Source organism: Mycobacteroides sp. H003, assembly GCF_001440135.1.
GTDB lineage: Bacteria > Actinomycetota > Actinomycetes > Mycobacteriales > Mycobacteriaceae > Mycobacterium > Mycobacterium gwanakae.
Window position 1 is genome coordinate 193,347 of record NZ_LJYL01000034.1, and the last position, 24,669, is coordinate 218,015.

Here is a 24,669-nt window from a genome sequence, read left to right on the forward strand (position 1 = left end):
CTCTGTTCGCCGCGCGTGTGCCGGCTCTCGCGGTGGGTCTTTCGCTCAACTCAGCCGTTCTGGCTAGGCTTGCCGCATGGCTGCTGACATCGTTCCCATCGAACTCGGGCTCACAGAGGGTGACGTGGTCACTCTGTGGGCCCCGCGGTGGCGCGACGCCGGAGACGAGTGGGAGGCGTTTCTCGGCAAGGACGACGATCTGTACGTGTTCGAGTCGGTGGCCGATCTGGTGGCCTTCGTACGGACCGACAACGACAACGATCTGGTCGATCATCCCGCGTGGTCAACGCTGGGTGCACTGTCGGCCGACGAACTCGAGCCCGACGACGACAATCGCTTCGATCTGATCGGGGTGCCGGAGCTGGTTGCCGACAAGCCGAGCGAGGACGCCGTCGACACGCTGCGCGCCACGTTGGCGATCGTGGCCTCCATCGGCGCGGTCTGCGAGTTGGCACCCATCAACAAGCTCATCAACGGCAACCCCGTGTTGGGCACGCTGTCGGGCGGGGCCGAAAGCTTCACGGGTAAAGACGGATTGAAGCGGTGGAACCAGATCGGTGCCATCGTGGGCAAGTCCTGGGACTCGGTGGTCGATGCCATCGACGAGATCGCCGCCACCCCGGATGTCGATGAGGAGCTCTCCGCCGCCGCCGATGCCGAGCTGCTTGCTGCCGCGGAAAATGCCGTCGACAACGAGCACGACCTCGAGGATGACGACGAGCTGGAACTGCTCGACGAGGAATCCGACTCGAACGCCGAGAGCTCCGACGACGACGCTGACGACGAGTCCGGCGACGAAGACGAAGACACCGAGGACGACGACACCGAAGACGAGGACGCCCCGGTTCTGGGCGGCGACGAGGACTTCTGGCTGGAAGTCGGTATCGACCCGATCCAGATGATCACCAACTCGGGGACGTTCTACACACTGCGCTGCTACCTCAACGACGAGCCGATCTTCCTGGGACGCAACGGAAGAATCAGTGTGTTCGGTTCCGAGCGGGCACTGGCCCGGTATCTGGCCGACGAGCACGATCACGACCTGTCCGACCTGAGCACCTATGACGACATCCGTACCGCCGCCACCGACGGCTCGCTGCGGATCGACATCACCGACGACAACATCTACGTGTTCACGGGCCTGGCCGATGACCTGGAAGACGGCATCGACGAGGTGGACCGCGATCAGCTCGAGCTGGCGGTGGAGCTGCTGACCGATGTCGCCGAATACTCCGAGGATGACAGCGTCGACGCCGAGCTGGATGGTGACACCGCGCTGGGCAAGCTGGTCGGGCATCTGCTCGAACCGGATAAGCACGACGAGCCGAAGGGCCCCTTCGCCGATGCGGCCGAGAGCTGGCGGACGCTGGAGCGCGCCATGGAAGCGCGGCTGCGCCGCGAGTAGTGCGCGGCTAGCCGGTTTAACCGATCAGGACCGCGTATCCGGGTTTGATCACGTCATCGATGATCGCCAGCCGTTCATCGAACGGGATGAAGGCTGATTTCATCGCGTTGATGGTGAACCGCTGAAGATCACTCCAGCCGTACCCGAACGTCTCGACGAGCCGCAGCATCTCGCGGCTCATCGAGGTATCGCTCATCAGCCGGTTGTCGGTATTCACGGTCACCCGGAATCGCAACCGTGCCAGCAGGTCAAAGGGATGATCGGCGATGCTGGCGACCGCTCCCGTCTGCACATTCGAGCTGGGGCACAGCTCCAACGGCACGCGGGTGTCACGCAGCAGCGATGACAGCCGGCCAAGATGCGCCGTACCGTCCGGATCGATGTCGATATCGTCGACGATGCGCACACCGTGGCCCAGCCGGTCGGCACCACAGAAGGCGATCGCCTCGTGGATCGAGGGCAATCCAAACCCCTCACCGGCGTGGATGGTGAACCGGGCGTTGGCATTACGCATGTACTCGAAGGCATCGAGGTGGCGGCTCGGCGGATAGCCCGCCTCGGCTCCGGCGATGTCGAACCCGACGGCACCCCGATCGCGGAACTTCACAGCCAGCTCGGCGATCTCCCGCGACCGTGCCGCATGCCGCATCGCGGTGACCAGGGTGCGGACCTTGATGCGCTTGCCGGCCGCGCTCGCCTGCCGTTCCCCGTCGGCGAAACCGGCCAGCACGGCGTCCATGACGTCGTCGAGGGTCAGGCCGGCATCGATGTGCAGCTCGGGGGCGAAGCGCACCTCGGCGTACACCACGCCATCGGCCGCGAGGTCCTCCACGCACTCGGCGGCCACGCGGTGCAGCGCCGCCGCCGTCTGCATCACACCCACGGTGTGCGCGAAGGTCTCCAGGTATTGCTCCAGAGAGCCACTGTCCGCAGCGGTACGGAACCACGAAGCCAGGGCACTCTCGTCCTCGGCAGGCAGGCTCTCGTACCCAGATTCCCGGGCCAGATCCAGGACGGTGCCGGGCCGCAGCCCCCCGTCGAGATGGTCATGCAGAAGCGCCTTGGGAGCCTGGGTGATTGACACCAAATCAAGTTCGGCCGTCACACCGAAAGTCTATCGATGATGAGTGCGGCAGCGGGCGGCGCCGCACCGATACCCCATCCACCTTCCAGCGCGTCGAGCGCTGCGGGCATCCGTTCGGGGGTATCGGTGTACAGCGTGAACAGCGGTTCGCCGGCGACCACCGGCTCACCCGGGCGCCGGTGAATACGCACGCCCGCGCCATGTTGTACCGACTCTCCGGGACGGCTGCGCCCGGCCCCGAGCCGCCACGCGGCGACCCCAACCGGCATCGCATCGATGTGATGCACCACACCACTGGACGGAGCGAGCACAGTCTCCTGGCACTGGCCGACCGGCAACGGCACCAAAAGATCCCCGCCTTGCGCACTGATCATCGCCCGGAACACGTCCATCGCGGTGCCGTCGGTCAACGTCGCAGCCGGGTCCTTGCCGTCGATACCGGCAGCGGCGAGCATCTCGCGGGCCAGAGCCACCGTGAGGGCGACAACGTCATCGGGCCCTCCCCCCGCCAGCACGTCAAGCGATTCCTGCACCTCGACCGCGTTTCCCGCGGTGGCCCCGAGCGGGGTATCCATCGCGGTCAGCAGCGCACTGGTGGCAACTCCGTGTGCGGTGCCCAGATCGACCATCGCCGAGGCTAATTCGCGCGCCTGCTGCTCGGACTTCATGAATGCCCCGGCGCCCACCTTGACGTCGAGGACCAGCGCGGCGGTGCCCTCGGCCAGCTTCTTACTCATGATCGACCCGGCGATGAGCGGAATCGATTCCACGGTGCCGGTGATATCCCGCAACGCGTACAGCTTTCGATCGGCAGGCGCCAATGAGGCCCCGGCCGCACAGATCACCGCCCCGACATCGGAAAGCTGGTGACGTATCTCCTCGTTGGTGAGGTCGACCCGGATGCCCGCGATGGACTCAAGCTTGTCCAGCGTGCCGCCGGTGTGCCCGAGACCGCGGCCGGACAGCTGCGGCACCGCCGCCCCGCAGGCGGCCACGACCGCGACCAACGGCAGGCTGATCTTGTCCCCCACGCCACCGGTGGAGTGTTTATCCACGGTCGGGCGAGACAGACCGGACAGATTCAGCCGCTCCCCCGAGGCCAGTATCGCCGCGGTCCATGCCGTCGTCTCGGCGGAGTTCATCCCGCGCAGATAGATCGCCATCAGCAGCGCCGCGACCTGCTCCTCACCGATGGCGCCACGGGTGTATTCGCCGATCAGCCAGTCGATGGCTCCCGGACTCAGTTCTCCGCCGTCACGCTTGGCAGCGATGATCGACGGCATATCGAACGTGTACATGTTTGCCATCAGATCCGGCCTCGTTCCAGGTCATCGGGGCCAAAAGCCTCCGGGAGCAGCTCCGCGAGTCTTCGTGGCGCATCCGAGTGATCGATCAGCAGGTCAGGGCCGCCGTGTTCGAGAAGTAGCTGGCGGCACCGGCCACAGGGCATCAGGGCCTCACCGCGCGAATCGACACAGGAGAGCGCAACCAGCCGCCCTCCACCGGTGGAGAACAGGGCGCACACCACAGAACACTCCGCACAGAGACCTAGCCCATATGAGACATTCTCCACATTGCAGCCGACGATGACCCGACCATCGTCGACGAGCGCGGCCGCACCCACCGGATACTTCGAATAGGGCGCATATGCATGCTTGGTTATCGCATATGCTTTGTCCCGCAATTCATTCCAGTCGATCAACATGATCGGGAATCCTCCCTGTCGACCCCATGAGAGTCGCGTCGGCTCATCATTTGCTCGTGCAAGGTTTACCTAACTTACTTTGGAGTACGGTGCATTTCGGCGCTTTTTCGCGCTCACGCGATTTCGGCGCCACCTCGGAATGGGTTTAGAGTTCGGATGACGGTTCGCCGACCACCGTTGGGCCATCGGTTGCGCGTCATGGACGCCCCCATTTACCGCGCCGTTTGGCCCCAGTCCACCATTGGTGTTGGAGGCCCACGTGACGACTGCGACGCCCGATACGGCCACATCTGGCCGTGAAGGTAATCGCCTCAAGCGATCGCTATACCGTGGTGATCCAGGAATGTGGTCCTGGGTCCTGCATCGCATTACCGGTGCCACGATTTTCTTCTTCCTTTTTGTCCACGTCTTGGATACCGCACTCGTACGGGTGAGCCCCGAGTCGTACAACTCGGTGATCGAGACCTATAAGACCCCGATCGTCGGGTTGATGGAACTCGGCCTGGTCGCGGCGGTGCTGTACCACGCACTCAACGGCGTCCGGGTAATCCTCGTCGATTTCTGGTCCAAGGGCCCGCGTTATCAGCGGCTCATGCTGTGGATCATCGGCGGCGTCTGGTTTGTGGTGATGGTTCCCGCGGTAACCCGGATTCTCATGCACATGGCGGAGCGTTTCCTATGACAACACCTCAGACCGGTCCGAACGCGAGTGCGCGCGCCAGTGGCCGCCTCGCTCCCGTCATGGAGCGCAACTACGACCGCCCTGCCGCACTGGACAATCCACGCGCACCCCGGCGGGCATCGGGTATGCCCAACTTCGAGAAGTACGCGTGGATCTTCATGCGTCTGTCGGGCATCGTCCTGATCTTCCTGGCCCTGGGCCACCTGTTCATCATGCTGATGTGGGACAACGGCGTGTACCGCCTCGACTTCAACTTCGTGGCGCAACGCTGGGCGAGCCCGTTCTGGCAGACCTGGGATCTGACGATGCTGTGGCTGGCTCAGCTGCACGGCGGCAACGGCATGCGCACGATCATCGCCGACTACACCCGTAAGGATTCGACCCGGTTCTGGCTCAATTGCCTGCTGGCACTGTCGATCATCTTCACGGTTGTGCTCGGCACGTACGTCCTGCTGACCTTCAACCCGAACATCGGTTAGGGGCGATTTCCACAATGATTCAGGAACATCGGTACGACGTCGTCATCGTCGGCGCGGGCGGCGCGGGTATGCGTGCCGCGGTGGAGGCCGGACCTCGCGTTCGTACGGCGGTACTGACCAAGCTGTACCCGACACGCAGTCACACCGGCGCCGCCCAGGGCGGCATGTGCGCCGCGCTGGCCAACGTCGAGGAAGACAACTGGGAGTGGCACACCTTCGACACCGTCAAGGGCGGCGACTATCTCGCCGACCAGGACGCCGTGGAGATCATGTGCAAGGAGGCCATCGACGCCGTCCTCGACCTCGAGAAGATGGGTATGCCGTTCAACCGGACACCCCAGGGTCGAATCGACCAGCGCCGCTTCGGTGGCCACACTCGCGACCACGGTAAGGCGCCGGTGCGCCGCGCCTGCTACGCCGCCGACCGCACCGGGCACATGATCCTGCAGACGCTGTACCAAAACTGCGTCAAGCACGACGTGGAGTTCTTCAACGAGTTCTACGCACTGGATGTCGTACTCACCGAGACGCCCAACGGCCCGGTGGCCACCGGCGTGGTCGCCTACGAGCTCGCGACCGGCGATATCCATGTGTTCCACGCCAAGGCAATCGTTTTCGCCACCGGCGGTTCGGGCCGTATGTACAAGACGACCTCCAACGCACACACCCTGACCGGCGACGGCCTGGGCATTGTGTTCCGCAAGGGACTTCCGTTGGAGGACATGGAGTTCCACCAGTTCCACCCGACAGGCCTTGCCGGTCTGGGTATCTTGATCTCCGAAGCCGTGCGCGGCGAGGGTGGTCGTCTGCTCAACGCCGACGGCGAACGGTTCATGGAGCGCTACGCCCCCACCATCGTCGACCTGGCACCTCGCGACATCGTCGCGCGCTCAATGGTTCTCGAGGTGCTGGAGGGCCGCGGCGCGGGCCCCAACAAGGACTACGTCTACATCGACGTGCGCCACCTCGGTGCCGACGTGCTGGAAGCCAAGCTGCCGGATATCACCGAATTCGCCCGTACCTACCTGGGTGTCGACCCGGTCACCGAGCTGGTTCCGGTATACCCCACCTGCCACTATGTGATGGGCGGCATCCCGACCAACATCAAGGGACAGGTGCTGCGCGACAACGACAACGTGGTTCCCGGGCTGTACGCTGCGGGCGAGTGCGCCTGTGTCTCGGTGCACGGCGCCAACCGGCTGGGCACCAACTCGCTGCTGGACATCAACGTGTTCGGCCGCCGGGCGGGTATCGCCGCAGCCGAGTACGCCGACTCCCACGACTTCGTCGAACTGCCGGAGAACCCGGCCACGATGGTCACCCAGTGGGTGGCGGACGTGCTTTCCGAGCACGGTGACGAGCGCGTGGCCGACATCCGCACCGAGCTGCAGCAGTCGATGGACAACAACGCCGCGGTGTTCCGCACCGAAGAGACGCTCAAGCAAGCGCTGCAGGACATCCACCGGCTCAAGGAGCGGTACAGCCGGATCACGGTGCACGACAAGGGCAAGCGCTACAACAGCGACCTGCTCGAGGCCATCGAGCTGGGCTTCCTGCTCGAACTCGCCGAGGTGACCGTGGTCGGTGCGCTCAACCGCAAGGAATCCCGCGGCGGCCACGCCCGCGAGGACTACCCGAACCGGGACGACACCAACTACATGCGACACACCATGGCGTACAAGCAGGGTGCCGAGCTGCTGTCCGATATCCGGCTGGACTACAAGCCCGTTGTCCAGACCCGGTACGAGCCGATGGAACGGAAGTACTGAGATGACTGCGGTTATCGAGAAAGCCGAAGCCGGCGACCCGCCGCTGCCGCCGGTCCCCGAGGGCGCGGTCATGGTGGAGCTCAAGATTCAGCGCTTCAACCCCGAAGATCCGGACGCCGCCGGCTGGCAGAGCTTCCGCGTGCCGTGCCTGCCGACGGACCGGCTGCTGAATCTGCTGCTGTACGTGAAGGGCTACCTGGACGGCACGCTGACCTTCCGCCGCTCCTGCGCGCACGGCGTGTGCGGCTCGGATGCCATGCGCATCAACGGTGTCAACCGGCTGGCCTGCAAGGTCCTGATGCGGGATCTGCTGCCCAAGAAGCCCAAGAAGACGCTCACCATCACCATCGAGCCGATCCGCGGGCTGCCGGTGGAAAAGGACCTCGTGGTCAACATGGAACCCTTCTTCGACGCATTCCGCGCCGTGAAGCCGTACATGATCACCAGCGGCAACCAGCCGACACGTGAGCACATCCAGAGCCAGACCGACCGCGCGCGCTTCGATGACACCACCAAGTGCATCCTGTGCGCCTGCTGCACCACCAGCTGCCCGGTGTTCTGGAGCGATGGAAGCTACTTCGGTCCCGCGGCGATCGTGAACGCACACCGGTTCATCTTCGACAGCCGCGACGAGGCCGCCGCCGAGCGCCTGGACATCCTCAACGACGTGGACGGGGTGTGGCGCTGCCGCACCACGTTCAACTGCACCGACGCCTGCCCGCGCGGTATCGAGGTCACCAAGGCGATCCAGGAGGTCAAGCGCGCACTGATGTTCGCGCGCTAACCGATCGATCCGTCTGCACCGCCGGGTGTGAGCGCCAATGCTCACGCCCGGCGGTTTTTTCTATGCCGAGGCGCGCCCTGTCACACATCCGAGGGCTGCCTCGTCATACGGATATGACCGCACAATCACGCAGAACAACCCGTATCAATCCCGTCCCCCCGCAACAAGCCTCCTTGCTCACACGCATCATGTACCGGGTCGCCAAGCGGCGATACGGCCAAGTGCCCGAACCGTTTACGGTGCTCGCCCACCACCGCAAGCTGATGGTGGCCGCCGCGATGCACGAGCAGATGCTGGGCAGCGCATCCAAGGTTCTGCCGGCCAGCGTGCGAGAACTCGCGGTGTTCTGGACCGCCCGCACGGTGGGCTGCTCATGGTGCGTCGACTTCGGCTCCATGCTGCAGCGGCTCGACGGCTTGGACGTCGAGCGCCTCAAGGCCATCGACGACTATGCGACCTCGCCGCTGTACACCGACGACGAGCGGGCAGCCATCGCCTATGCCGATGCGATGACCGGCAATCCGCATGACATCACCGACGAGCAGGTCGAGGATCTACGCCGGCGGTTCGGTGACGCCGGGGTGATTGAGCTGACCTACCAGGTCGGCGTCGAGAACATGCGCGCCCGGACCTACGCCGCCCTCGGAATCACCGAGCAGGGCTTCAATTCCGGCGATGCCTGCCGGGTTCCATGGGCTATCGAGGACACAGCGGACGCCTAGCCCCTGCGCAACGGCGTGCCGCTGAACTTGTCGGGATTGCTCACATCCCAGACCGCCAGCACTTTGCCGTCGCGCACGGTGTATCCACTGACCCGGGGCAGCACCGGCCTGAAATCCGGGTCGGTGTCTGTCTCGGTCAGATACATGCCGAACTGTCCGTTCACCAACGCCGGATTGATGGCCTGAATCATCTGCGGGCCGTAACGGTCCAGCAATCCGAGCAGGAAGCGCGCCACCTTGTCGGGGCCGCGGATGACCCGCACCGCGGTGGGTGCCTTGCCATCGGAATCCCCCGTCATCGTCACATCCGGATGCAACAGTCGGACAACGGCTTCCACACTGCCGGACATGAGGGCCTCGAGCAGCTGGCCGACCACCTCATTATGCTCGGCATCACCCACCGGCTGCGGCGTCGCACTCACCGTCCGACGCGCACGCGTGGCGAGTTGACGCGCGGCCGCGTCGTTGATGCCGAGGATCTCGGCAATCTGCTTGAAGGGCACGGAGAATCCGTCGTGCAGGACGAAGGCCACGCGCTGATCGGGTGCCAGACGGTCCAGCACCACCATCGCCGCAAAGCGCGCGTCCTCACTGGCCACCAGCACGGCCAGCGGATCATTGCCGTCCAAACCGGTGACCACCGGCTCCGGAAGCCACTCCCCCACATAGGTTTCCCTGCGATAGACGGCCGACCGCAGCCGATCCAGGCCCAGCCGGGATACCACGGTGGTCAGCCACGCCGCGAGGTCCTCGATCTCGACGGTCGTAGAGTGCAGGCGCAACCACGCGTCCTGGACGATGTCCTCGGCGTCGGCGACGCTGCCGGTGAGGCGGTAGGCCACCGCCTGCAACCGAGGGCGCAGCGCCTCGAACTCGTCGGTGCGATCGCGAACCGGAACTGCCACCTCTTGAGCCTAGGCCTGCAATAAGGTGAGCCCATGGCTAAGCCGTCGATTGACCCCGTCCGCTGGCAGCCGCCCGGAGTGCGGGCACTATCCCTGAACCCACGGCCCCTACCCCCGCTCACGGTGGTGCCGCTCCCGGGTCATGGACCCGAGGATGTCGTGGCCGATGCCGCGGGAAACATCTGGACCGGTGTGGTGGACGGAAAGATGCTCCGTATCTCCCCCGACGGCGCCGAGGTCACACACATCGCGACCACCGAGCACCCACCCCTGGGCCTGCATGTCGCGCGCGATGGACGCGTGCTGATCTGCAGCCGCGACAAGCTGCTGGCCCTCGATCCGGCCTCCGGAGATATCGAGCCACTTGTCACCAAGGTCGATGGCTCTCCACTCATCTTCTGCTCGAATGTGACCGAAGCATCCGATGGGACAATCTATTTCAGCGAGTCAACGGCACGTTTCCCCTTCGAGGAGTATCGGGCTGCCGCCATCGAGGGCCGCGGCACCGGCAGGGTATTCCGCCGCGATGTCGACGGCACCGTCACCACCATCGCCGACGGGTTGTACTTCACCAACGGCGTCACCCTGACCGCCGACGAGTCTCGCTTGGTGTACGCCGAAACCATTGGCCGGCGCCTGAGCACGATCGCGCTGTCGGGTTCTGCGCAGGGACAGACCTCCAGGCTCGTCGAGGAATTGCCGTGCATGCCGGACAACATCAGCACCGGCTCCGATGGCCGGATCTGGGTCGCGATGGCGGGGCCGCGCAATGCCGCGCTGGAAACACTCGTGCCGCGCGCTCCGCTGCTACGCAAACTCCTCTGGCGGCTTCCGGAATCGATTCAGCCCGCCGTCGCGGCCGACGCCTGGGTTGTCGCGTTCAATCCGGACACCGGGGCCGCGGTGGTGAACATCCGCGGGCGCGACCCACTGCTACAGACCACGACCGGCGTCGTGGAGTCCGGCGGGCGTCTCTGGCTGGGCTGCATTGGATCGTCGGCCGTCGGCCATATCAACCTGGCCGATATCGCGCCGTCGGAGTAGTCGACCCAGAAGTCACATCCGACACAGGCGTAACATCCCCCAGTTCAGGGTGGTGGTCACTTACTGTGGCAAGGCGATGACCACCTGGATTCCTGCGCCCGATCGCCGCCCGTCGCTGCGAGCAGCCGCGACGCGCTTCGCCGCGGCCACCGCCGCCGGGCTGATCGTCGCCGCCCTCCCCATGAGCACACCGTTGGCTACTGCCGAGCCCGGGTTCACGCCGCCGGATACCAGCGGGTGCCCCTACAAGGTCGTCACGCCACCGGCAGTCGACACCTCCGAGGTTCCCAAGGCCGGTGGCGATCCGCCCGCGCCACTCCCGGTGCCCGCCAAGCCCATCGGCGGCGAGATGCTCGGAAGCTGCGATGTGATCACTCCTAACGGGGCGGGGCCCGTCCCCAATGACGTCTCTGCGGAATCCTGGCTCATCGCCGACCTGAACACGGGAAATGTGGTGGCGGCCAAGGACCCCCACGCCCGGCACCGACCCGCCAGTGTCATCAAGGTGCTGGTCGCCATGGAGGCCATCAACAACCTGAACCTCAACCAGGCGGTGGTGGGTACCCAAGAAGACGCGAACAGCGAGGGCACCAGAGTCGGTGTCGACGTCGGCGGCACCTACACCGTCCGGCAGCTGCTCACCGGTCTGCTCATGAACTCGGGCAACGACGCCGCACACGCGCTGGCCGTCCAGCTCGGAGGCATGTCGGAGACCGTCGCCAAGATCAATGACATGGCGCAGAAACTCGGCGCGCGGGATACGCGGGTTGCCACCCCCTCCGGTCTCGACGGCCCCGGCATGAGCACCTCGGCCTACGACCTGGGTTTGTTCTACAAGTACGCATTCGCAGACCCCACCTTCGCCGATCTGGTGTCGGCTCCGAAGGCGACCTTCCCCGGCCATCCCGCCAAACCGGGTGAGCCCGACGATCATCCGGCCTACGAGATGACGAACGACAACCGGCTGCTCTACAACTACCCCGGCGCGCTCGGCGGAAAGACCGGATACACCGACGACGCGCAACAGACCTTTGTCGGCGCCGCCGAGCGTGACGGCCGCCGGTTGGTGGTCACCATGCTGCGGGGTACGCGTCTTCCGATAGCTCCGTGGGAGCAGGCCGCCCACCTACTCGACTACGGGTTCTCGACGCCACGCGACGCCTCGATCGGCAAGCTCGTCGATCCCGACCCTGCGCTGCTGACCAAGCCGCATGCCGACAACGCGGCCACGCCCCAAGCCGCCGGTCTCACCACTGATGCGGTCAACAGCGTCCCGGTCCGGGTGGGTGTGACGATCATCGGCGCGATGATCGTCTTCGGTCTCATCCTGGCGGCGCGATCACTCAACCGCCGCCAGGCCTAAACCGCTAGTCGCCGCCGCGGCCTAGCCACGAAATACCCAGAGCACCAAGAGCTCCAGCGCCGAAGGCGGCGAGGACACCCAGCTTGGTGGGCCGCTCGACGGTCTCGATCCGCGTAGTGATGACCACCGGCTCGGGCGGCGGCACATAGACAAAGGGCCGGTTCTCATCGGAGGTGGCCGCCCACGCGGTGGCATACAACAGCAGACGCGCAGTGATGTAGGCGAACACCATGATGCCCAGCACCGGACCGAACGTGGAGCCCGCGGGACCATGCATGATCACGCTCAGATAGATCGACGCGACCTGTTTGAACAGCTCGAAGCCGATCGCCGCGATGAGCCCGGCCCGCACCGCACTGGAGAACGGCAGCCGCTCTCTGGGCAGCCGCGAGATCATCCAGGTGAACAGCGCCCACGACAACACGGTCGCTATGGCGATGGTGACGACCTTGAGCAGCACTGCCGGTATCGAGACGTCATGCAGCCCGAACCAGCCGAGTATGCGCAGGATCGTTTTCTCATTACCGACAACGGTGACCGCGATGGTGAGAGCCAGCGCCACGAACGTCGACCCCAATGCCACCAGATCTGAGAGCTTGCCCCGTACGAACCCGTCGGAGTCGTTGGGCTGCTCCCACATGGCGCTCAGTGCCGCCCGCACGTTGGCCATCCACCCCAGCCCGGCCCAGGCCGCCGTCGCAAGGCCCGCGATGCCCAGGCTGGTACGCGAGGCAATCGCGGTATCCATCAGATTGATTAGCTGATTGCCCACTTCGCCGGAGATCGCCCCGCTGATTCGGCCCCGTAACTCCGCAATCGTGTCCGGCCGCCTGGACAAGACGAAGCCCATGACCGCGAATCCGACCATCATCAGCGGAAACAGCGCAAAGACGGTGAAATACGTAATTCCGGCGGCGTAGAAGTTGCCGTTGACCTTCTGGTAGCGCTCCTGCATGCGCATGATGTGGTCGAACCAGGGAAACCTTGCGCGATAGCGGTCGAGAATCCCAGGCTTATCGTCTTCGGCCACCACTCACCGCCTCTACTGTTCGCTACCTCGCGGGCCGGACAAACCCTATCCGGTCATAGACCTCGGTGAGAGTCTTCTCTGCCAGCTCCCTGGCGCGCGCCGCACCTGCCGCCAGGATGTCGTCGAGCGCCGCGGTGTCAGTGAGCAGCTCGTTTGTCCGGTCGCGCACCGGCGTGACGAACTCGACAAGCGCCTCGGCGGTGTCCTTCTTCAGGTCGCCGTAACCCCGCCCGGCATAGCCGTCGACGAGTGTGTCGATATCGGCGCCGGTGAGCGCGGACTGGATGCTCAGCAGGTTCGAAACACCTGGCTTGGCTTCCCTGTCGAAAAGAATCTCCCGGTCACTGTCGGTCTGCGCCGACTTGATCTTCTTGGCCGAGACCGCTGGATCGTCGAGCAAGTTGATCAACCCGGCGGGCGTCGAGGCGGACTTGCTCATCTTCACCGTCGGGTCCTGCAGGTCGTAGATCCGCGCCGCATTCTTCGGCACGAATGTCTCCGGCAGCACGAAGGTCTCGCCATAGCGGCCGTTGAACCGCTGCGCCACATCGCGTGTCAGCTCGAGATGCTGACGCTGATCATCGCCCACCGGCACCACATTCGTCTGATACAGCAGGATGTCGGCGGCCATCAGCACCGGATAGGTGAACAGACCGACGGTGGTGGCGTCATTCCCCTGCTTGGCGGACTTGTCCTTGAACTGCGTCATCCGCGACGCCTCGCCATAGCCGGTCAAACATCCCAGTACCCAAGCTAATTCGGTATGCGCCGGGACATGGCTTTGCACGAAGATCGCACTCTCGGCCGGGTCGACACCCAGCGCCACGTATTGGGCAACTACTGCGCGCGTGCGTCGGCGTAGCTCCTCGGGGTCCTGCGCGACCGTGATGGCATGCAGGTCGACAACACAGAACAGCGCCTCGTATTCGTGCTGCAACCGCACCCACTGCTGCACCGCGCCCAACACATTTCCGAGGTGGAGAGAATCGGCGGTGGGTTGAATCCCAGAGAACAGGCGTCCCCGGGCGGCGGTTTCAGCGGTCCTGTCGGCAGTCATAGTGCATCCATCCTGGCATGACCGGTCAAAACCATTTACCCGAGCACAGGACGCTCAATCGGCTAGTGCAGCCGGTACTCAACCGTCACCGGCGCATGGTCGGACCAGCGAAGCGCGTAGGCGTCGGCGCGCTCGACCCGCGCCGCGTGTGCGCGCTGCCCCAGATCGGCGGTCGCCAGGTGGTAGTCGATGCGCCAGCCCGCGTCATTGTCGAAGGCCTTACCCCGCCACGACCACCAGCTGTACGGTCCGTCAACATCGGGGTGCAGCAGCCGGAAGGTATCGACCCATCCGGCCTCGAGCAATGAGCCGACCCAGGCCCGCTCCTCCGGCAGGAACCCGGCCTTCTTCTGGTTCGCCTTCCAGGCCTTGATGTCTCGCTCGGTATGCCCGATGTTCCAATCACCGCAGATCACCGTGTCGCGCCCGCTCGCAACCAGTTTGGCCATCCTGGCGCCCACCGCCGCCATGAATCGTTCCTTCTCGTCCTGGCGCGCCGTGCCCGCTTCCCCGGTGGGCAGATAGATGCTCGCCACCGTGAGATCGCCGACCTGGGCCTCCAGATACCGCCCGGCTTCGTCGAACTCGCCGCCATCGGCGTCGAGCGTGACCTTGGTCGAGGTGGCCGGGACGCGGCTGAGAATCCCCACGCCATTACGTCCCTTCACGCTCGACGAGGCGTTCACCACGTGCCACCCCGCGGCCAGCGCCGGTGCCAGCGCCTCCTGGAGTTGCTCGTTCTCCGCGCGCACCTCTTGCAGACACACGATGTCGGCGGTCGTCTGCTCCAACCAGGGCAGCAACCCCCGGTTCTCCGCGGACCGCTCTTTCACCGCGGCACGAATGCCGTTGACGTTGATGGTGGTGACGGTGATCTTCTCGGTGCTCATCGATCGCCGACGATAGTCGAGAGGTCTGACAGTGATGAGCCGCTGAGGCGAAGAACAGCCGACAGTGATGGGCACCACGGGGCACGGTAAGTTGACGCAACAGACAGTAATGTCAACGCTGATGTTGGCGCACTAGGAGGACCGCATGCTGGAAGCCATTTTGTCGAAGTCGTCGAGCAAGCGGGCGCCCATCGAGATGGGTGAGGGCGAGCCGGTCTTGCTGCTGCATCCGTTCATGCTGTCGCAGTCGGTGTGGGAGACCGTGGCCGAGCAGCTCGCCGACGCCGGATACGAGGTGTTCGCACCCACCTACCCCGGACACAACGGCGGCGGACCGTTGCCCGCGCTGCCTCCGTTGTCGCAGCGCTCGGTCGATACCTACCTGGACCAGGTCGAAGAGATCATGGATGAGAAGGGCTGGGAGACCGCCCATCTGGTGGGTAACTCACTGGGCGGCTGGATCGCGCTGGGACTGGCGCTACGCGGCCGGGCTCGCAGTGTCACCGCCATCGCGCCCGCCGGCGGCTGGACCAAGTACTCGCCGCTGAAGGCGGAGATCGTGGTGAAGTTCGCGGCCATGCTCCCCTGGCTGGCGTTCTCCCGGCTGTTGGGCCGCCGTGCGGCGGGCCTGCCGTTCGTCAAGTTCGCCACCGCCCGCGCCCTCTGCGGCGAGACAGAGGCGCTGAGCCTGCCGGACTTCCACAGCATTTTCGAGGACATCACGCACTGCCCGGCCTATTTGCCGTCGCTGTCGTCGATTCTGCCGGCACCGGGCCTGCAGAACCTGAACACCATCTCGGTGCCGGCACAGCTGGTGCTGTGTGAGAAGGACGAGATCGTGCCCCCGGGTCGTTTCGGGAAGCTCATCAGCCAGGGCCTGCCTGCCGATGCACGGCGGATCACCCTGGCGGGCATGGGGCACGTGCCGATGCTGGAAGCGCCCGGTCAGGTCACCGAGGTCATCACCGACCTGATCGACCCGCTGGTCGCCGCCAAGCGCGCCGCGGCCTCCGACGTCGGCTAGAGATCACGTCGAGTGTGAACCTGTGGCGGAGTTTCGACTGATTCGCCGCCCAGGTTTCACACTCGACGCAGTGAGCTATACCTGGACGGAGGCCAGAACGGCGTTGAAGGTCTGGCTCGGCCGCATCACCGCGGCGGTCTTGTCGGGGTCCGGCGCGTAATAGCCGCCGATATCGACCGGGCTGCCCTGGACGGCGGCAAGCTCGGCGACGATTTCGTCCTCGTTCTCGACCAGCTGCTTGGCCAGCGGCGCGAACAGCTCGGCGAGCTCGGTGTCCTCAGTCTGCGCGGCAAGTTCGGCCGCCCAGTACAGGGCCAGGTAGAACTGGCTGCCGCGGTTGTCGAGCTCACCGGTCTTGCGCGACGGGCTTTTGTCGTTCTCCAGCAGCTTCCCGGTCGCCGCATCCAGCGTGGTAGCCAAAATCTTGGCCCGCGGGTTACCGGTCTTGATGCCCAGGTCCTCCAGGCTGACGGCCAGCGCCAGGAACTCACCCAGCGAGTCCCACCGCAGGTGGTTCTCTTCGACCAGCTGACTGACGTGCTTGGGTGCCGAGCCGCCGGCGCCGGTCTCGTACAGTCCGCCACCTGCCATCAGCGGCACGATGGACAGCATCTTGGCACTGGTACCCAGCTCCAGGATCGGGAACAGGTCGGTCAGATAGTCGCGCAGGATGTTGCCGGTCGCGGCGATGGTGTCCTTGCCGCGAATCAGCCGTTCCAGGGTGTAGCGCATGGCCCAGACCTGGGGCACAACCTGGATCTTGAGACCCTCGGTGTCGTGGTCCTGCAGGTACTCCTTGACCTTCTTGCGTAGTTCGACCTCGTGCGGACGCTCGGTGTCCAGCCAGAACACCACATTCATCCCGGACTCGCGGCCCCGCGTGACGGCCAGCTTGACCCAATCCTGGATGGCGGCATCGGTGACGACCGGCATACGCCAGATGTCGCCAGTCTCGACGTTCTGCGACATCAACACCTCACCGGTCTCGACGTCGACGATGTCGGCAACGCCGGGCTCGGCGATCTCGAACGTCTTGTCGTGGCTGCCGTACTCCTCGGCCTTCTGTGCCATGAGACCGACGTTGGGAACGGTGCCCATGGTGGTCGGATCGAACTGGCCGTGGGTCTTACAGAAGTTGATCATCTCCTGGTAAATCCGGGAAAACGTCGACTCCGGGTTGACGGCCTTGGTGTCTTTGAGCTTGCCGTCGGCGCCATACATCTTGCCGCCGGCCCGGATCATCGCGGGCATCGAGGCGTCGACGATCACGTCGCTGGGCGAGTGGAAGTTCGAGATGCCCTTGGCCGAATCCACCATGGCCAGCTCGGGCCGATGCTCGTGGCAGGCGTGCAGGTCGCGGATGATCTCCTCATGCTGCGAGGCGGGTAGCGACTCGATCTTGCTGTAGAGATCCGAGAGTCCGTTGTTTACGTTGACGCCCAACTCGTCGAACAGCTTCTGGTGCTTTTCGAAGGCGTCCTTGTAGAAGATCTTGACCGCATGCCCGAAGACGATGGGGTGGCTGACGCGCATCATGGTCGCCTTGACATGCAGGGACAACATCACGCCCGTCTTGTAGGCATCCTCGATTTGCTCCTCGTAGAAGTCGCAGAGCGCCTTCTTGCTCATGAACATGCTGTCGATGATGTCGCCCTTGGCCAGCTTGACCTCAGGCTTGAGCACGATGGTCTCGCCACTCGTGGTGGTCAGGACCATCTTGACCTTGCGGTCGCGGTCCAGCGTCATCGACTTCTCACCGTGGTAGAAATCGCCCTCCTTCATGGTCGCGACGTGGGTGCGCGATGCCTGCGACCACTCGCCCATGCTGTGCGGGTGCTTGCGCGCGTACTCCTTCACCGCGCGGGGTGCACGGCGGTCCGAGTTACCTTCGCGTAGAACGGGGTTCACGGCGCTGCCCAGACACTTGGTGTAGCGCGTCTTGATGGCTTCCTCTTCCTCATTCTTCGGATCGCCGGGGTACTCGGGCAGCTTGTAACCCTTGCCCTGCAGTTCCTTGATGGCAGCGAGGAGCTGCGGCACCGACGCGCTGATGTTCGGCAGCTTGATGATGTTCGTCTCAGGCAGCTGCGTCAGGCGGCCCAGCTCGGCCAGGTTGTCCGGAACGCGCTGATCCTCGGGGAGGTACTCGGCGAACTCGGACAGGATGCGTGCGGCAACGGAGATATCGCTGGTTTGGACGTCGATACCGGCGGGGCCCGCGAAGGCCCGGATGATCGGCAAGAAGGAGTACGTCGCAAGCAGCGGCGCCTCGTCTGTCAGCGTGTAGATGATGGTCGGCTGCTGCGCACTCATGGTCACTCCCGGCATCGTTGATCGGACTTGTTGGTCGGTCAAATCTCAGGCATCCCGTGGGTCACACGGATGACCTATTCAGTATCACGTCGCTTCCGAGCCTAGGCGGGCGGACGGGCTGTGATCGCGCTCCCATCGTGGCCCGCAGACACCGCCGAGCCGCGCCTTGCATACCTGGTGGCAACCATTCGGTGCATTGCGATACGCTTTTAAGCGGTCATGAGTACCAGCGTCAAGCCCCGGCTCGCTGGTCGGCAACCCTCCAACCGCGGTGGGGTGCCCCGGGTGATGACCAGGTTGAGTAGCCGACTGGGTTATGAAAGGACAGTCGGCCACACGGCAAGCGCGGGTCCGATGACGGGCCCCGAGAAGACAGGTTGGCCCAATGAAGCGTTCGTCACCCGGGGGTGAGTCCCTGCATTCCTGTTGTCGGTGTTGTCGCTGTCGCATGCCCTAAACCGCCAGCCCCGCACCGACCACCCAGGAGGTTCCCATGACCGATATCGATCCCACCGCCCACTGGGCGTTTGAGACCAAGCAGATCCACGCGGGCCAGACCGCCGACCCGGCGACCAATGCACGGGCCCTGCCGATCTACCAGACCACGTCCTACGTCTTCAACGACACCGCGCACGCGGCAGCGCTGTTCGGGCTGTCCGAAGAGGGCAACATCTACACCCGTATCGGCAACCCGACCCAGAATGTCGTCGAGGAGCGCATCGCTGCCCTCGAAGGCGGCGTGGCGGCGCTGCTGCTGGCTTCCGGGCAGGCGGCAGCGACATTGGCCATCATCAACATCGCGCAGGCCGGCGACAACATCGTGTCGAGCCCGCGTCTGTACGGCGGCACATACAACCTGTTGCACTACACGTTGCCGCGCCTGGGAATCTCAACCACCTTCGTCGAGGATCCCGACGACCTCGACTCCTGGCGCCGCGCCATCACGCCACAGACCAAGGCACTCTTCGCCGAATCGATCTCCAACCCCAAGAACGACATTCTCGACATTCCGGGCATCTCGAAGATCGCGCACGAAGCGGGCGTCCCCCTCATCGTCGACAACACTGTCGCCACTCCCTATCTGATCCAGCCGCTGGCCCACGGCGCCGACATCGTGGTGCACTCGGCCACCAAATACCTTGGTGGACACGGCAATGCGATCGGTGGCGTGATCATCGACGGCGGCACCTTCGATTGGACCCAGGGCCGCCACCCCGGATTCACCACGCCGGACCCGAGCTACCACGGTGTGGTGTTCGCCGATCTGGGCGCACCGGCCTACGCACTCAAGGCGCGTGTTCAGCTGTTGCGTGACCTCGGGCCCGCCATCTCCCCGTTCAATGCCTTCCTCATCGCGCAGGGACTTGAGACGTTGAGCCTGCGAGTACAACGCCACGTCGAAAATGCACAGCGGGTGGCCGAGTACCTCGCCGCCCAGCCGGAGGTCACCGGCGTCAACTACGCCGGGCTACCCACCTCCCCCTGGCACGAACGCGCGAAATCATTGGCCCCCAAGGGTGCCGGTGCGGTACTCGCATTCGAATTGGACGGAGGAGCCGAGGCGGCGACCACCTTCATCGATTCCCTGACACTGCACAGTCAGGTGGCCAACATCGGCGATGTGCGATCGCTGGTCATACACCCCGCCACGACGACACACGCACAGCTCGCGCCCGCCGAACAGGTGGCCTCCGGCGTCACACCCGGCCTGGTGCGGTTGGCCGTCGGTATTGAGGGTATCGACGACATCCTGGCCGATCTGGACACCGGATTCGCCGCCGTGCGGCGACTCAAACAGCCCGCAGCGGTGGCATCATCATGACCTTGACCGACGATCTTCGCGCAAACGGCTCCGCCGACCACCAGCTTCCGGCGCCGAACATCGCCCTTCCACAAGGCGATGAGATCGCCTATGTGTCAATAGGTTCGATCACACTCGAAAGCGGTGCCGTCATCGACGACGCGACCGTCGCGGTACAGACCTGGGGAAAGCTCTCGCCCCGCCGTGACAACGTGGTGTTCGTCTGCCATGCGCTGACCGCCGACTCACACGTGATCGGACCCGCCGGCCCCGACCACATCACCGGCGGGTGGTGGCAAGGAATCATCGGCCCCGGCGCGGCGATCGATACCGACCAGTGGTGCGCCATCGCCACCAACGTGTTGGGTGGCTGCCGGGGTAGCACCGGCCCGACTTCCCTTGCCGCCGATGGAAAGCCCTGGGGCTCACGATTCCCCGAGGTGTCGGTACGTGACCAGGTGAACGCCGACATCGCCGCACTCGCACAACTCGGCATCACCGAGATCGCCGCCGTCGTCGGCGGTTCGATGGGCGGTGCACGCGCGCTGGAATGGGCCGTCATGCAGCCGGATTCGGTGCGTGCGGCGCTGGTGCTGGCGGTTGGTGCACGCGCCACCGGCGACCAGATCGGCACCCAGAGCACGCAGATCGCCGCCATCCGGTCCGATCCAAACTGGCATGGCGGCGACTACCACGGCAGCGGACGCAGCCCCGAGAAGGGTTTGAACCTCGCCCGGCGCATCGCACACCTGACCTACCGCGGAGAGGTCGAGCTGGACACCCGGTTCGGCAATGATCCCCAGGTCGGCCCGGACGGGCCCGAGGATCCGTGGGCCGACGGCCGATACGCGGTACAGAGCTACCTGGAGCATCAGGGCGACAAGTTCGTTCGGCGCTTCGACGCCGGAAGCTACGTCATCCTGACCGAGGCACTCAACCGCCACGACGTCGGCCGGAACCGTGGCGGTGTCGAGAAGGCGCTGCGCGGCTGCCCCGTCCCCGTCGTCGTCGGCGGTATCACGTCCGATCGGCTGTACCCGCTGCGCCTGCAGGAGGAATTAGCCGACCTGCTCCCCGGTTGTACCGGCTTGCGGGTGGTCGAATCGTTGCATGGCCACGACGCGTTCCTCATCGAGTTCGACGCGGTGAGCGAGCTGGTTCGGGAGACACTCGCCCTGGCCAAGTCAACACAGGCTTCGTAAACGGAACCCGAGGAGCGCGAATGCCGGACGCACACGCAGAGCCCTCGCTTTCGTTCGGTTCACAGGCGGCCGCCTACGAACGGGGCCGACCGTCTTACCCGCCCGAGGCCATCGACTGGCTGCTGCCCGACGGAGCGCACGACGTCCTGGATCTGGGCGCCGGTACCGGGAAACTCACCACCCGCCTGGTGGAACGCGGGCTCAACGTGATCGCGGTGGATCCGCTCGCCGAAATGCTTGAAGTACTGAGCAATTCGCTTCCCGAAACCCCCGCACTACTGGGCACCGCCGAGGAGATTCCGTTACCCGACAACAGCGTGGATGCGGTGCTCGTGGCGCAGGCCTGGCACTGGGTGGATCCCGAACGCGCCATTCCCGAAGTCGCTCGCGTGCTGCGCCCGGGTGGGCGGCTGGGGCTGGTGTGGAACACGCGCGATGAGCGCCTGGGCTGGGTGGCCGACCTCGGCAGGATCATCGGCAGTGAGGACGATCCGTTCAACCACACGGTCAGCCTGCCCGCGCCGTTCACCGGGCAGCAACGACACCAGGTCGAATGGACGAGTTACCTTACCCCTCAGGCACTTCTGGACATGGTGGCCTCACGCAGCTACTGCATCACCGCCCCCGAAGCCGCCCGGAAGAAGACCCTGCAGCAGGTTCGGGAACTGCTGTCCACCCATCCTGCGCTTGCCCAGTCGACGGGACTGGCGCTGCCGTACGTCACCGTGAGTATCCGGGCGACACTCAACCAGTAGAAGATCTGTGAATCGGGTGCCCCAATTCACAGAGACGAATAGGCCGCGTGCCGCTACGGTGTACCCGTGCGTACGGATCGCCGCCTGCTGGCAGCCCTCTTTGTCACCACCACATTCCTGACCCCGGCACTCGCCGGCTGTGGATCGGCGGGGTCACCTTCGGACACCAAGAACCAGTCCGAATCCAGCGCCAGCAGCGCGCCCACCGAACGGCACACTCGGCAGTTCATCCCCGAACTGGGCATCTACGTCACCCTCCCGCATGACTGGGTGGCCTTCGCCGACGGAGTGCACGACAACAAGGGGCAGGTGACCTTTCAAGTCCGGCCCAAGTGGGAGTCAACGGAATTCGCGCAGTACGTGCGCATCCGCAAGTTGACGGCTTCCGACGAGAACACGGCCGCACCCGAGGTAAAGGGCTGGCTCGAATCGTCGAATGCCGATGCGGTGAGCGACTTCGTCAAGAGCCGTAAGTCGAAAGTCACTGCGGATAAACGAGACTCATGGGACGGCCCCAACTTGCCCGGAGCCTCGGCAAGCCTGGAGCTGGAGAAGCCTCCGGTCGCGGAGGGCAAGCCGCCGTCCGCCGTCACACCCAAGATCTACGTGGCGTTTGTCGGGCAGGGCGATCAACGTTGGCAGATCGCCACCAGCAATACCGGCAGCCCCAGCGGAGAACCGTCGGAGCAGTTCTTCGGCGAGCAAGCCGATGCCATCGCACGCTCGGCGCAACTGCTCAAGTAGGTCTATCCGGTGCCCAGCGGGTCGATCGTCAACGCCAGGTAGACCATCACCGCAGCGACGGCACTGAGAGCACCGACGTCAAAGGTCTTGCTGCGCACCGCCAACAGGCCCGCGGTGTCATCGGCCAGCACCAACCGCAGCGCCGCGGCCACTCCCACAGCGATCCCCACGACCAGCGCACCGCGGCGCCACCGATCCGCGATCACCAATCCCAGCGCCACCAGAAAGACCGCCGATACCACCAGAATCGGCCACTGCTCACGGGCGAAGCGGCGGACGGCATCAAGAGCCGCCCCGTACATGTCCCGGGTAGTCGTCACGAACGTTCCGCTCGCTCGATCACGTTGCTAAGCAAGAACGCTCGGGTCAAGGGTCCGACTCCGCCCGGGTTGGGCGAGACGTACCCGGCGACATCCCAGACGTCCTCGGCCACGTCGCCGGTCAGCTTGTCGTCGACCCGGCTCACGCCCACGTCGATCACCGCGGCACCCGGCTTGACCATGTCCGCCGTCACCATGTGCGGCACGCCGGCAGCAGCGACGATGATGTCGGCCTGCCGGGTCAAGGCAGCCAGGTCACGGGTTCCGGTGTGGCACAGGGTGACTGTCGCGTTCTCCGAGCGGCGGGTGAGCAGCAGCCCGAGGGGACGGCCCACCGTGACGCCACGACCGATCACCACCACGTGCGCGCCGTCGAGCTTGACGTCATAGCGACGCAGCAGATAGACGATGCCCCTCGGCGTGCACGGAAGCGGGGCTTCCTTGCCCAGCACCAGCCGGCCCAAGTTCGTGGGGTGCAGCCCGTCGGCGTCCTTATCGGGGTCGATGCGTTCCAGCGCCTCGTTCTCGTCGAGGTGCTTGGGCAGCGGCAGCTGCACGATGTAGCCGGTGCAGTCCGGGTTGGCGTTCAGCTCGTCGATGGTGGCGCACAGTGTGGCTTGATCGATATCTGCGGGCAGATCGCGGCGGATCGAGTTGATGCCCACCTTGGCGCAGTCGGCGTGCTTACCGCGAACATAGGCGTGCGAACCCGGGTCGTCCCCCACCAGGATGGTTCCCAGGCCTGGGGTCTTGCCCGCCGCGGTCAGCGCCGCGGCGCGAGTGGCCAGCTCCACAAAGATCTCGTCGCGGGTGGTCTTGCCATCAAGTCGAGTCGCCGTCACACGGCCAGTATTCCAGCTCTCACCAAGTGTCCCAGTGCAGGACGTCGGCGACGGGCTGGCGCTTGGCAGGCCGGAAGTCCGTGCCGACGGTGTACGCGATGGGGAACAGCCCGCCCTGGGTGATCTTGTCGAACGGGATGCCCAGGATGTCGGCGGTGCGCTTCTCACCGTCGTCCATCAGGTGCAATGTCGTCCAGGCCGATCCCAAACCGCGGTTACGGGCGGCGAGCATGAAGCTCCACACCGCAGGAAGCAACGATCCCCACGACGACGCCGCGCCGACCACCGGCAGATTGTCGAGTCGTCCCTCGATGCAGGGAATGAGGAACAGTGGCGCCCGCTCGAAGTTCTCGGCGAGGTAGCCGGCCGAGTCCACAACCTTTTCCTTACGCTCGGCCCGGGTGTCGCCTTCGGCGTAGGTGGCGCCTGCGCCCTTGGCGTACTTGTTCCAGCCTTCGCGGTAGATGTCGGCGATCGCCTTCTTCTTGTCGGCGTCCTCCACGATCACCCAGTGCCAGCCCTGATGGTTCGAGCCGGTCGGTGCCTGCAGCGCGATGTTCAGACATTCCTCGACAACCGCGCGCTCGACGGGCTTGTCGAAATCAAGGCGCTTGCGCACCGAACGGGTGGTGGTCAGAACTTCGTCGGCTGACAGATCCAGAGAGGTCATACGACGAACGTACATCCACCGGGCTTACCGAAAATTAGGAGTCCGCATCCAGAATTCGCCGTCCGTGGTCGCGGCGTAA

The 24,669-nt window shown here is 64.9% G+C and carries 24 protein-coding genes and 1 riboswitch; of the genes, 13 read left to right on the forward strand and 11 right to left on the reverse strand.

Annotation, left to right across the window (positions count from 1 at the left end):
* The first annotated feature begins 76 nt into the window (after positions 1–76).
* Positions 77–1,405 carry a hypothetical protein gene (locus tag AOT87_RS21020; RefSeq protein WP_057968595.1) on the forward strand — a complete coding sequence of 443 codons (1,329 nt, stop codon included), beginning with the start codon at positions 77–79 and terminating at the stop codon, positions 1,403–1,405.
* 16 nt (positions 1,406–1,421) lie between these two features.
* On the opposite strand, the gene AOT87_RS21025 is transcribed toward AOT87_RS21020, so the two are convergent.
* The 3 genes from AOT87_RS21025 to AOT87_RS21035 are packed head-to-tail and all read right to left on the reverse strand — an operon-like array spanning position 1,422 to position 4,194.
* Complete coding sequence (locus AOT87_RS21025) at positions 1,422–2,510, reverse strand: adenosine deaminase (RefSeq protein ID WP_030096831.1); 1,089 nt, start codon at positions 2,508–2,510, stop codon at positions 1,422–1,424.
* Positions 2,507–3,796 carry a thymidine phosphorylase gene (locus tag AOT87_RS21030; RefSeq protein ID WP_030096830.1) on the reverse strand — a complete coding sequence of 430 codons (1,290 nt, stop codon included), beginning with the start codon at positions 3,794–3,796 and terminating at the stop codon, positions 2,507–2,509. The genes AOT87_RS21025 and AOT87_RS21030 overlap by 4 nt, the downstream gene beginning before the upstream one ends.
* Entirely contained in the window at positions 3,796–4,194 is a 399-nt protein-coding gene (locus AOT87_RS21035) for a cytidine deaminase (RefSeq protein WP_057968594.1), read from the reverse strand. Before AOT87_RS21035 ends, AOT87_RS21030 begins: the two co-directional genes overlap by 1 nt.
* Before the next feature lie 259 nt (positions 4,195–4,453).
* On the opposite strand from AOT87_RS21035, the gene sdhC reads away from it, so the two are divergent.
* The 5 genes from sdhC to AOT87_RS21060 all read left to right on the forward strand — a co-directional run bounded on the left by sdhC (position 4,454) and on the right by AOT87_RS21060 (position 8,630).
* Positions 4,454–4,876, forward strand: coding sequence for a succinate dehydrogenase, cytochrome b556 subunit (gene sdhC, locus AOT87_RS21040; protein WP_075874154.1), 423 nt, complete (start codon positions 4,454–4,456; stop codon positions 4,874–4,876).
* Positions 4,873–5,355 carry a succinate dehydrogenase hydrophobic membrane anchor subunit gene (locus tag AOT87_RS21045; RefSeq protein ID WP_044105172.1) on the forward strand — a complete coding sequence of 161 codons (483 nt, stop codon included), beginning with the start codon at positions 4,873–4,875 and terminating at the stop codon, positions 5,353–5,355. The genes sdhC and AOT87_RS21045 overlap by 4 nt, the downstream gene beginning before the upstream one ends.
* Positions 5,356–5,369: 14 nt before the next feature.
* On the forward strand, positions 5,370–7,124 hold the full coding sequence (gene sdhA / locus AOT87_RS21050; protein ID WP_030096826.1) for a succinate dehydrogenase flavoprotein subunit: 1,755 nt from the start codon (positions 5,370–5,372) through the stop codon (positions 7,122–7,124).
* Position 7,125: 1 nt separating this feature from the next.
* Positions 7,126–7,908, forward strand: coding sequence for a succinate dehydrogenase iron-sulfur subunit (locus tag AOT87_RS21055; RefSeq protein ID WP_030096825.1), 783 nt, complete (start codon positions 7,126–7,128; stop codon positions 7,906–7,908).
* A gap of 113 nt (positions 7,909–8,021) precedes the next feature.
* Positions 8,022–8,630: a carboxymuconolactone decarboxylase family protein gene (locus tag AOT87_RS21060; protein WP_057968593.1), complete on the forward strand. Its 609-nt coding sequence runs from the start codon at positions 8,022–8,024 to the stop codon at positions 8,628–8,630.
* Here the strand turns inward: AOT87_RS21060 and AOT87_RS21065 are convergent.
* Positions 8,627–9,535 carry a sigma-70 family RNA polymerase sigma factor gene (locus AOT87_RS21065; protein WP_030096823.1) on the reverse strand — a complete coding sequence of 303 codons (909 nt, stop codon included), beginning with the start codon at positions 9,533–9,535 and terminating at the stop codon, positions 8,627–8,629. The two genes, AOT87_RS21060 and AOT87_RS21065, sit on opposite strands and share 4 nt — an antisense overlap.
* A 33-nt stretch (positions 9,536–9,568) precedes the next feature.
* On the opposite strand from AOT87_RS21065, the gene AOT87_RS21070 reads away from it, so the two are divergent.
* Together AOT87_RS21070 and AOT87_RS21075 are read left to right on the forward strand one after the other, a co-directional pair.
* Complete coding sequence (locus AOT87_RS21070; protein WP_030096822.1) at positions 9,569–10,579, forward strand: SMP-30/gluconolactonase/LRE family protein; 1,011 nt, start codon at positions 9,569–9,571, stop codon at positions 10,577–10,579.
* Between the two features lie 76 nt (positions 10,580–10,655).
* Complete coding sequence (locus AOT87_RS21075; RefSeq protein ID WP_057968611.1) at positions 10,656–11,942, forward strand: D-alanyl-D-alanine carboxypeptidase family protein; 1,287 nt, start codon at positions 10,656–10,658, stop codon at positions 11,940–11,942.
* Between the two features lie 4 nt (positions 11,943–11,946).
* On the opposite strand, the gene yhjD is transcribed toward AOT87_RS21075, so the two are convergent.
* The 3 genes from yhjD to AOT87_RS21090 all read right to left on the reverse strand — a co-directional run bounded on the left by yhjD (position 11,947) and on the right by AOT87_RS21090 (position 14,919).
* On the reverse strand, positions 11,947–12,975 hold the full coding sequence (gene yhjD / locus AOT87_RS21080; protein ID WP_030096820.1) for an inner membrane protein YhjD: 1,029 nt from the start codon (positions 12,973–12,975) through the stop codon (positions 11,947–11,949).
* A gap of 19 nt (positions 12,976–12,994) precedes the next feature.
* Positions 12,995–14,029 carry a tryptophan--tRNA ligase gene (gene trpS, locus AOT87_RS21085; protein ID WP_030096819.1) on the reverse strand — a complete coding sequence of 345 codons (1,035 nt, stop codon included), beginning with the start codon at positions 14,027–14,029 and terminating at the stop codon, positions 12,995–12,997.
* A gap of 62 nt (positions 14,030–14,091) precedes the next feature.
* Positions 14,092–14,919 (reverse strand): exodeoxyribonuclease III, encoded by an 828-nt coding sequence (locus AOT87_RS21090; RefSeq protein ID WP_057968592.1) that lies wholly within the window; start codon positions 14,917–14,919, stop codon positions 14,092–14,094.
* 145 nt (positions 14,920–15,064) lie between these two features.
* Here AOT87_RS21090 and AOT87_RS21095 point away from each other — a divergent pair, with 145 nt between their 5' ends.
* On the forward strand, positions 15,065–15,943 hold the full coding sequence (locus AOT87_RS21095; protein ID WP_030096817.1) for an alpha/beta hydrolase: 879 nt from the start codon (positions 15,065–15,067) through the stop codon (positions 15,941–15,943).
* Positions 15,944–16,018: 75 nt separating this feature from the next.
* Here the strand turns inward: AOT87_RS21095 and AOT87_RS21100 are convergent, their stop codons facing one another.
* Positions 16,019–18,256, reverse strand: coding sequence for an NADP-dependent isocitrate dehydrogenase (locus AOT87_RS21100; RefSeq protein WP_030096816.1), 2,238 nt, complete (start codon positions 18,254–18,256; stop codon positions 16,019–16,021).
* Positions 18,257–18,471: 215 nt separating this feature from the next.
* A riboswitch (SAM riboswitch) is annotated at positions 18,472–18,608 on the forward strand.
* A 141-nt stretch (positions 18,609–18,749) separates the two neighbouring features.
* On the opposite strand from AOT87_RS21100, the gene AOT87_RS21105 reads away from it, so the two are divergent.
* The 4 genes from AOT87_RS21105 to AOT87_RS21120 all read left to right on the forward strand — a co-directional run bounded on the left by AOT87_RS21105 (position 18,750) and on the right by AOT87_RS21120 (position 22,758).
* Positions 18,750–20,078, forward strand: a complete 1,329-nt coding sequence (locus tag AOT87_RS21105; RefSeq protein WP_057968591.1) for a bifunctional o-acetylhomoserine/o-acetylserine sulfhydrylase — start codon at positions 18,750–18,752, stop codon at positions 20,076–20,078.
* The gene (locus AOT87_RS21110; protein ID WP_109398791.1) at positions 20,075–21,259 is read left to right on the forward strand and encodes a homoserine O-acetyltransferase; all 1,185 of its coding nucleotides are present in this window, start codon (positions 20,075–20,077) and stop codon (positions 21,257–21,259) included. The genes AOT87_RS21105 and AOT87_RS21110 overlap by 4 nt, the downstream gene beginning before the upstream one ends.
* Before the next feature lie 20 nt (positions 21,260–21,279).
* Positions 21,280–22,014, forward strand: coding sequence for a class I SAM-dependent methyltransferase (locus AOT87_RS21115; RefSeq protein ID WP_057968590.1), 735 nt, complete (start codon positions 21,280–21,282; stop codon positions 22,012–22,014).
* A gap of 66 nt (positions 22,015–22,080) precedes the next feature.
* Complete coding sequence (locus AOT87_RS21120) at positions 22,081–22,758, forward strand: hypothetical protein (RefSeq protein ID WP_030096812.1); 678 nt, start codon at positions 22,081–22,083, stop codon at positions 22,756–22,758.
* A 2-nt stretch (positions 22,759–22,760) separates the two neighbouring features.
* On the opposite strand, the gene AOT87_RS21125 is transcribed toward AOT87_RS21120, so the two are convergent.
* The 3 genes from AOT87_RS21125 to AOT87_RS21135 are packed head-to-tail and all read right to left on the reverse strand — an operon-like array spanning position 22,761 to position 24,590.
* Positions 22,761–23,060: a DUF3017 domain-containing protein gene (locus AOT87_RS21125; RefSeq protein WP_030096811.1), complete on the reverse strand. Its 300-nt coding sequence runs from the start codon at positions 23,058–23,060 to the stop codon at positions 22,761–22,763.
* 14 nt (positions 23,061–23,074) lie between these two features.
* Complete coding sequence (locus AOT87_RS21130) at positions 23,075–23,920, reverse strand: bifunctional methylenetetrahydrofolate dehydrogenase/methenyltetrahydrofolate cyclohydrolase (RefSeq protein WP_030096810.1); 846 nt, start codon at positions 23,918–23,920, stop codon at positions 23,075–23,077.
* Positions 23,921–23,939: 19 nt separating this feature from the next.
* Positions 23,940–24,590, reverse strand: coding sequence for a nitroreductase family protein (locus AOT87_RS21135; RefSeq protein WP_057968589.1), 651 nt, complete (start codon positions 24,588–24,590; stop codon positions 23,940–23,942).
* Positions 24,591–24,669: the final 79 nt, after the last annotated feature.